The sequence below is a fragment of the Pseudorhodoplanes sp. genome, assembly GCF_046289595.1.
GTDB lineage: Bacteria > Pseudomonadota > Alphaproteobacteria > Rhizobiales > Xanthobacteraceae > Pseudorhodoplanes.
In genome coordinates this window covers 25547-33262 of the sequence record NZ_JBKBVB010000044.1, presented here as the reverse complement: position 1 = coordinate 33262, position 7716 = coordinate 25547, and the positions used below count along the sequence as shown (strand labels likewise).

The window sequence follows — 7716 nt, the reverse complement described above, 5'->3', positions numbered from 1 at the left end:
TAGGAAGAAAGCCCGACGCGCGGGGGAACCAAACCCACCCCTTGAAGTGCGCGGTCGCTCCCCCCGCACAGGCCCGCAGCATTCTTCTGTTGCCGCCGGGAACCTATCGGGCGGCAGCCTTGCGCCTGCCGTCCAATGCCAAGATCGCAGGAACGCGCGGCGCGACGCGGCTCGTGCTGTCGCGCGCGGCCTCGCTGTTTGCCGCAAGCGGCAGCGCCAATATCGATGTCGCCGGACTGGTGATCGACGGCGCAGGACTGAAGCCGCAGGACGGCCGTGCACTCGTCCATCTCGCCGATGCGCACGACATCCGCATCATCGATTGCGCCGTCGTCAATGCCGGACGCAACGCCGTCTCGCTCGAAAGGTGTTCCGGGCTGGTCAGCAGTTGCACCATCGAGGACGCCGGCGACGGCGCGCTGTTTGCGATCGACTCCACCGGGCTTCGCATCGCCGGCAATGTGATCCGCCGATCCGGCAACAACGGCATTCAGGTCTGGCGCTCGGCTTTCGGCAGCGATGGCACCATCGTCACCGGCAACCGTATCGAGGACACCCGCGCCGATGCCGGGGGCGACGGGCCGTACGGCAATGCGATCAGCGTCTTCCGCGCCGGCGATGTCATCGTGCGCGGCAACCGCATCGACCGCTGCGCCTTCTCGGCGGTACGCGGCAATTCCGCCTCCAATATCCAGATCGCGGGCAATGTCTGTACGCGCATGGGCGAGGTCGGCATCTATTCGGAATTCTCGTTCGAGGGCGCGGTCATCACCGGCAACACCGTAGACGGCGCGACGTTGGGCATCTCGGTGACGAATTTCGATGTCGGGGGCCGGCTCGCCGTGGTGCAGGGCAATCTCGTCCGCAATATCACGGCGGGCGTCAGCGAGGATCGCGGCGCGGGAATTGCGATTGCGGCAGACAGCGTGGTTACCGGCAATGTGGTCGAGGATACCGCCGTTATCGGCATCGCGGTCGGTTACGGTCCTTATCTGCGCGACGTGATCGTCAGCGACAATGTGCTGCGCAAGGTGGGTATCGGCGTGGCCGTCAGCGTGGTGCCGGGTTCCGGCTCCGCGCTCATCGCCAACAACCTGATTGCCGAGGCAAGCAACGGCGCGGTGGTCGGGATGGAATGGGAAAAGCCGGTCACCGGCGACATGGCGAAGGACGGCGTCGGCCGCCATGCCCATGTGACGCTGAGCGGGAACCGGGCGCGATAGTCCGGCGACTCACGCCGCCCTTGTCCGGCCGCATCCCTGTCCCTAACTTGAGCCGATGCAATCCCCGCTGCCGATACGCCGGGCCTGGCGAAAAACCGTGATACTGACATTGCTCGCCCTTTTCCTCGTGCCGGTCGCGGCGCGGGCCGCCCTGTTCGTTTTCGAAGACCGCCCCAGCGGATGGCGCAACGCCGACTGGTCGAGCGTCGGCGCATTGCCGTCCGCGGCCGAACATCCCGAAGCGCGGGTGCTGTTTTTGTCGGGCCGGACCGGCGGCCTCAAGGGTGCGGTGGCGGTGCATAGCTGGGTGGTGTTCAAGCGTCCGGGCGCAAAAAGCTGGACCCGCTACGATGTGGTCGGCTGGGGCAATCCGGTTCGGCTGAATGGCTGGGCGCCGGATGGGCGCTGGTACGGCTCGGCGCCGACCGTGGTTGCCGACATCCGGGGCGCGGAGGCGGAAGCGATTATTCCGGCGGTCGAAAAAGCCGTGAAGGATTACCGTTACGCCAATTATGGCGACTACCGTCTCTGGCCCGGCCCGAACAGCAATTCGTTCGTGGCCGCGATCCTTCGCGATATCCCTGAAATCAGGGCCACCTTGCCGCCGAATGCGATCGGCCGCGACTTTCGGCCCGGCCCCTACCTCGGCTGGACCGACAGCCGGACCGGCATCGAGCTCAATCTCTACGGCCTGCTCGGCGTGAAACTCGGCTGGGTGGAAGGCGTGGAGTTCAATCTCGGCGGCTTCGTCGCAGGACTCGACATCCGGGATCCGGCTCTCAAGCTTCCCGGATTTGGACGGATCGGGCTGCCCTCCTCCACCGCCAATGCCGCGCTCGCGCCATCAAGGTAAGGTCCTGATGCGATTCTGAAAAACGCACATGCCCATCGGGTCATGACGGCGTGCGGGGGTCTCGGTCCCGGGGTCCACCGATGGTCAGCCCGGGCAATGGGAGCGACGGGGGGATTTGTCCGGGAATGTCGACTGCACGCAAACCGCCGCCAGTTTTGTCCATCATTGTCCCGGTGCACAACCATGCCCGCAAAATCGGCCCGATCCTGATGGCGCTGCGCCCGTTCCGCGACCGCAATTCCGAAGTTATCGTTGTTGACGGCGGCTCGAATGACGACACTCCGATGCTTGCAAGGCCGCTGGCCGACCAGGTGATCCGCTCACCGTTCGGACTGGCGCGGCAGATGAACGAAGGCGCCAAGGTCGCAAACGGCTTCATCTTCCTGTTTCTGCATCCCGATACCCAGCTGCCGCTCGATGCCGACACCCAGGTGATGTATGGGCGCTCGCGCGACACCTCGGTCTGGGGCCGTTTCGACCGGCGCATTCAGGGCCGGCACATGATGCTGCCGCTGATCGCACGCTTTCTCAACTGGCGCTCGCGCGCGCGCGGCGTCGCGGACTTCGACCAGGCGATCTTCGTTCAGCGCGAAACCTTCTTCCGCATCGGCGGCTTCAGCCATTTGCCCGTACTGGCCGATATCGAACTGAGCGAGCGGCTGCGCAAGATTTCGCCGCCGATCTGCGTCACCTCACGTGTCACCGTGCCGGGTGACCGCTATGACCGTGATGGCATCTGGAAAACGTTGCGCACCAAGACAGCGATGCAATGGCGCTATCGGATGGGTGCGAAGCCCGAGCAGCTTGCACGGCGATACGGCTACGAGCATGGCGCCAAGACACGCATCACAAACGACGCGATATGACGGCGCAAGGGCAATCCGCTCACAGCCTGATCCGCAACAGGCCCGCGATTTCGCCGACGATACCGCGGCGGAATAGCAGCACGCAGATCACGAAAATCACGCCCTGAATGATCGTCACCCATTGCCCGAACTCGGCAAGATAATTCTGCATCGCAATGATGACGAAAGCGCCGACCACCGGCCCGAACACGGTACCGAGCCCGCCGACCAGCGTCATCAGCACCACTTCGCCCGACATCGTCCAGTGCACGTCGGTGAGCGAGGCGAGTTGCACCACCAGCGCCTTGGTGGCGCCGGCGGTGCCGGCAAGCGCAGCCGACAGCACGAAAGCCAGCAGCTTGTAGCGGTCGGTCTTGTAGCCGAGCGAAATCGCGCGCGCCTCGTTCTCGCGGATCGCCTTCAGCACCTCACCGAACGGCGAATGGATGATCCGGTAGATCAGCAGGAAGCCGCCGAGGAACACGACAGCGACAAGCACATACATCGCCCCGGACGAGCTGACGTCGATCAATCCGAACAGTTTATGGCGCGGCACCGCCTGGATGCCGTCCTCACCGCCGGTGAACGGCGCCTGCAGCGCGAAGAAATACATCATTTGCGCCAGCGCCAGCGTGATCATCGCGAAATAGATGCCCTGGCGCCGGATCGCGAGCGCGCCGGCAACGAGACCGAGGCCGGCCCCGGTCAGCGTGCCTGCGATAATCGCAAGCTCTGGCGTGAAGCCCCATGATTTGGCGGCATAGGCTGCGACATAGCTCGCCCAGCCGAAATACAACGCATGGCCGAACGAGAGCAGGCCGACATAGCCGATCAGGAGATTGAACGCGCAGGCGAACAGCGCAAAACACAGGATCTTCATCATCAGCAGCGGATAGATGAAGACCGGCGCAGCGATCACGAAGGCGGTAAGGATCAAGAAGCCGATGAGCTCGCTGCGCGAAGTTTCCGCCGCCGCAGGCGTGACGGGCGCGGTGATGGCTTGTTCGCTCATGTCACGCCGTCCGTCCGAACAGGCCCGCGGGCCGGATAAGCAGCACGATCGCCATGATGACGAAAATCACGGTGTTGGAGGCCTCGGGGAAAAACACTTTGGTGAGCCCCTCGACCACGCCAAGCGCAAATCCTGTGACGATCGCGCCCATGATCGAGCCCATGCCGCCGATTACCACGACCGCAAAGACGACGATGATGATGTCGGCGCCCATCAGCGGATTGACGCTGTAGATCGGCGCCGCCATCACGCCGGCGAGCGCGGCGAGCCCGACGCCGAAACCATAGGTCAGCGTGATCATCAGCGGCACGTTGATGCCGAAGGCGCGCACCAGACCCGGGTTTTCGGTCGCCGCGCGCAGATAGGCGCCGAGCCGGGTGCGCTCGATCACGAACCAGACGGTCAAACAGACCACCAGCGAGAACACCACCACCCAGGCGCGGTAATTCGGCAGGAACATGAAGCCGAGATTTTGCCCGCCCCGCAGCACGTCCGGCACCTGATAGGGAAGACCGGAAGAACCGTATTGCTGCCGGAACAACCCCTGAATGATCAGCGCAAGACCGAAGGTGAGGAGCAATCCGTAGAGATGGTCGAGATGATAGAGCCAGCGCAGGAACAGACGTTCGATGATGATGCCGGTGATACCGACCAGGATCGGCGCCAGCAGCAGCGCTGCGAAATAGTTGATGCCGAAATATTGCAGCAGGAAATACGCGGCAAAGGCGCCCATCATATACTGGGCGCCGTGGGTGAAATTGATAATGTTGAGCATCCCGAAAATCACGGCAAGCCCGAGGCTGAGCAGCGCGTAGAACGAGCCGTTGATCAGGCCGAGCAGCAGCTGGCCGAACAATGCTTGCGAGGGGATGCCGAAGATTTCGAACATGGTTCGCAGCCCGGGGAGCGCTCCCTCCCCCGTTCAGAGGGAGGGAACAGCATGCTTCATTTCTTGACCAGCGGGCAGTCACCCTCGGCCATCGGGCGGAAAGCCTGATCGGCGGGGATGGTGGCGCGGACCTTGTAATAGTCCCAGGGCCCCTTGGACTCTTCCGGCTTCTTCACCTCGAACAGATACATCGGGTGAATCTTGCGGCCGTCCTGGCGCACCTCGCCCTTGCCGAACAATTTGTCGTCCGTCGGCATTTCCTTCATCTTCGCGACCACGGCCGCACCGTCGGCATCGCTCTTGAGCGCTTCCACGGCCTTCAGGTAGTGCATGACCGCGGAATAGACGCCGGCATGAACCATGGTCGGGTGAACGCCCTTGAATTGCGGCGCGAACTTCTTGGCAAACTCACGATTGTTGTCGTTGAGATCCCAGTACCAGGCTTCCGTCATGATCAGGCCCTGGGCCGTCTTCAGGCTCAGCGCATGCACGTCGGTGATGAAGGCAAGAAGCGCGGCGAGATTCTGGCCGCCCTGCACGATGCCGAACTCGGACGCCTGCTTGATCGAGTTGATGGTGTCGGCGCCGGCATTGGCCAGGCCGATGATCTTGGCCTTCGAGGTCTGCGCCTGGAGAAGGAACGAGGAAAAGTCCTGACCCGGGAATGGATGGCGCACGCGGCCGACCACCTTGCCGCCGTTCTTTTCCACCACTGCCGCGGTGTCGCGCTCCAGTGCGTGGCCGAAAGCGTAGTCGGCGGTCAGGAAGAACCAGGAATCGCCTCCGGTCTTGACGATGGCATTGCCCGTGCCGTTGGCGAGCGACCAGGTGTCGTAGGTCCAGTGGATGGTGTTCGGCGTACAGGCCTTGCCGGTCAGATCAGAGGTCGCGGCACCCGACACCAGGAAGACCTTGTTCTTGTCCTTGACGATCTGGTTGACCGCAAGCGCGACCGAGGAGGTCGGCACGTCGACGATCACATCGACCTTGTCGACATCGATCCAGGTGCGCACGATGTTGGAGCCGATATCCGGCTTGTTCTGATGGTCGGCGCCGACGATCTCGACCTTCATGCCTTTCGCAGCGGCGCCGAAATCCTCGACCGCCATGCGCGCGGCGATCACCGAGCCCTGTCCCGACAGGTCGGAATAGGTGCCGGACATGTCGTTCATCACGCCGATCTTGATGACGCCGTCGGTATATTGCGCCGCGGCCGGGCCCAAACCGATCGCGCCGGCAAAGACCGCAGCGCCGAGCAGGTATCTCGCCTTCGATTTTGTCATGTATTCCTCCTTGTTATGAGGCGTCGCTTTTTTGGACACCGTTATACGCCAAGATAGTCGTGCAGCTTATCAAGGTTCTGTTCGAGCTCGGAACTGAGCAGTTTGTCTACTACCCGTCCGTGTTCCATCACATAATAGCGGTCCGCGACGGTGGCGGCGAAGCGGAAGTTTTGCTCGACCAGGAGAATGGTAAAGCCCTGCGATTTCAGCGCGCGGATGGTGTTTCCGATCTGCTGGATGATGACGGGGGCAAGACCTTCGGTCGGTTCGTCGAGCAAGAGGAGTCGCGCGCCGGTGCGCAAAATCCGGGCAATGGCCAGCATCTGCTGCTCGCCGCCGGACAGCTTGGTGCCCTGGCTGGAGCCGAGCCGTTCTTTGAGGTTTGGAAACAATTCGAAGATGCGCTCCAGCGGCAAACCGCCCGGCTTGACCACCGGCGGCAGCATCAGATTTTCCTCGACCGAGAGGCTCGCGAAAATGCCGCGTTCTTCGGGGCATAGCGCGATGCCGGCGCGCGCGATCTGGTTCGACGGCAGGCCGATCAATTCCCGGCCCTCGAAACGGACCGAGCCGGTGCGCCTGCCCACCATGCCCATGATCGATTTCAACGTTGTGGTCTTGCCGGCGCCGTTGCGTCCGAGCAGCGTGACGACTTCGCCGGGATAAACCTCAAAATTGACGCCGTGCAGGATGTGCGACTCGCCGTACCAGGCCTGCAGATTCTCGACGGCGAGGAGCGCAGTGCGCGGATCAAGCATGGCCGGTCCCCATATAGGCCTCGCGCACCTGCGGATTCTCCGACACGGTGGCGTAATCGCCTTCGGCGAGAATGCGCCCGCGCGTTAGTACCGTAATCTTGTGCGACAGATTTGAGACGACCGACAGATTGTGCTCGACCATCAGCGTGGTGCGGTCGGCGGAGACGCGCTTGATGAGAGCAGCGATCCGGTCGATGTCCTCATGCCCCATGCCGGCGGTCGGCTCGTCGAGCAGCAGCATTTCCGGGTCGAGCGCTAGCGTTGTTGCAATTTCGAGGGCGCGTTTGCGGCCATAGGGCAATTCGACCGCAGGCACCGCCGCAAATCCGGACAGGCCGACATCCTCGATCAGCCCCAGCGCCCGGTCGTTGAATTCGTTGAGGACGGTCCGGGACCGCCAGAAATCGAACGAACCGCCGCGTTTGCGCTGCAGCGCGACCCGCACGTTTTCCAGCACGGTCAGATGCGGAAACACCGCAGAAATCTGGAAGGAGCGCACCACGCCGAGCCGGGCGATATCGGCCGGCTGCATCCCGGTAATGTCCTCGCCCTTGAAGAGGATCTGACCGCGGGTCGGGGTCAGAAATTTGGTCAGAAGATTGAAGCAGGTGGTTTTGCCGGCCCCGTTCGGGCCGATCAGGGCGTGGATGGTGCCCTGCTCGACCTTCAGATTAACGCCATTGACCGCGACGAATCCGGCGAATTCCTTGGTCAAGTCCCGTGTTTCGAGAATAATACCGCCACTCATGCCTGCGACGCCTGCCCAACGTCCGTCCCAATGCACATGACTGCACGTCTTGCCAAAATGGTAAAGCCCGCCCGCGAAAAATCGCGGACGGGCTCTTTTCTGCTT

Annotated in this window: 8 protein-coding genes; 3 read left to right on the top strand and 5 right to left on the bottom strand. The window is 62.8% G+C overall.

Annotated elements, in window-relative coordinates:
• From ACK41X_RS11365 to ACK41X_RS11355, 3 genes are all read left to right on the top strand, one after another.
• Window positions 1-1223 (top strand): TIGR03808 family TAT-translocated repetitive protein (locus ACK41X_RS11365; protein ID WP_409722867.1); only part of this gene is annotated, 1223 nt, incomplete at its 5' end.
• Window positions 1224-1320: 97 nt separating this feature from the next.
• Window positions 1321-2076 (top strand): DUF3750 domain-containing protein, encoded by a 756-nt coding sequence (locus ACK41X_RS11360; protein ID WP_409722864.1) that lies wholly within the window; start codon window positions 1321-1323, stop codon window positions 2074-2076.
• A 125-nt stretch (window positions 2077-2201) separates the two neighbouring features.
• Window positions 2202-2942 (top strand): TIGR04283 family arsenosugar biosynthesis glycosyltransferase, encoded by a 741-nt coding sequence (locus ACK41X_RS11355; protein WP_409722861.1) that lies wholly within the window; start codon window positions 2202-2204, stop codon window positions 2940-2942.
• A gap of 19 nt (window positions 2943-2961) precedes the next feature.
• Here ACK41X_RS11355 and ACK41X_RS11350 read toward each other — a convergent pair whose 3' ends face one another.
• From ACK41X_RS11350 to ACK41X_RS11330, 5 genes are read right to left on the bottom strand one after another with little or no spacing between them, the layout of a single operon-like run.
• Window positions 2962-3933 carry a branched-chain amino acid ABC transporter permease gene (locus tag ACK41X_RS11350; protein WP_409722858.1) on the bottom strand — a complete coding sequence of 324 codons (972 nt, stop codon included), beginning with the start codon at window positions 3931-3933 and terminating at the stop codon, window positions 2962-2964.
• Between the two features lies 1 nt (window position 3934).
• Entirely contained in the window at window positions 3935-4822 is an 888-nt protein-coding gene (locus ACK41X_RS11345; protein WP_409722855.1) for a branched-chain amino acid ABC transporter permease, read from the bottom strand.
• 56 nt (window positions 4823-4878) lie between these two features.
• Window positions 4879-6105, bottom strand: a complete 1227-nt coding sequence (locus ACK41X_RS11340; RefSeq protein ID WP_409722852.1) for an ABC transporter substrate-binding protein — start codon at window positions 6103-6105, stop codon at window positions 4879-4881.
• A 41-nt stretch (window positions 6106-6146) separates the two neighbouring features.
• The gene (locus ACK41X_RS11335; RefSeq protein WP_409722849.1) at window positions 6147-6863 is read right to left on the bottom strand and encodes an ABC transporter ATP-binding protein; all 717 of its coding nucleotides are present in this window, start codon (window positions 6861-6863) and stop codon (window positions 6147-6149) included.
• The gene (locus ACK41X_RS11330) at window positions 6856-7611 is read right to left on the bottom strand and encodes an ABC transporter ATP-binding protein (RefSeq protein ID WP_409722846.1); all 756 of its coding nucleotides are present in this window, start codon (window positions 7609-7611) and stop codon (window positions 6856-6858) included. Before ACK41X_RS11330 ends, ACK41X_RS11335 begins: the two co-directional genes overlap by 8 nt.
• Between the last annotated feature and the right edge of the window lie 105 nt (window positions 7612-7716).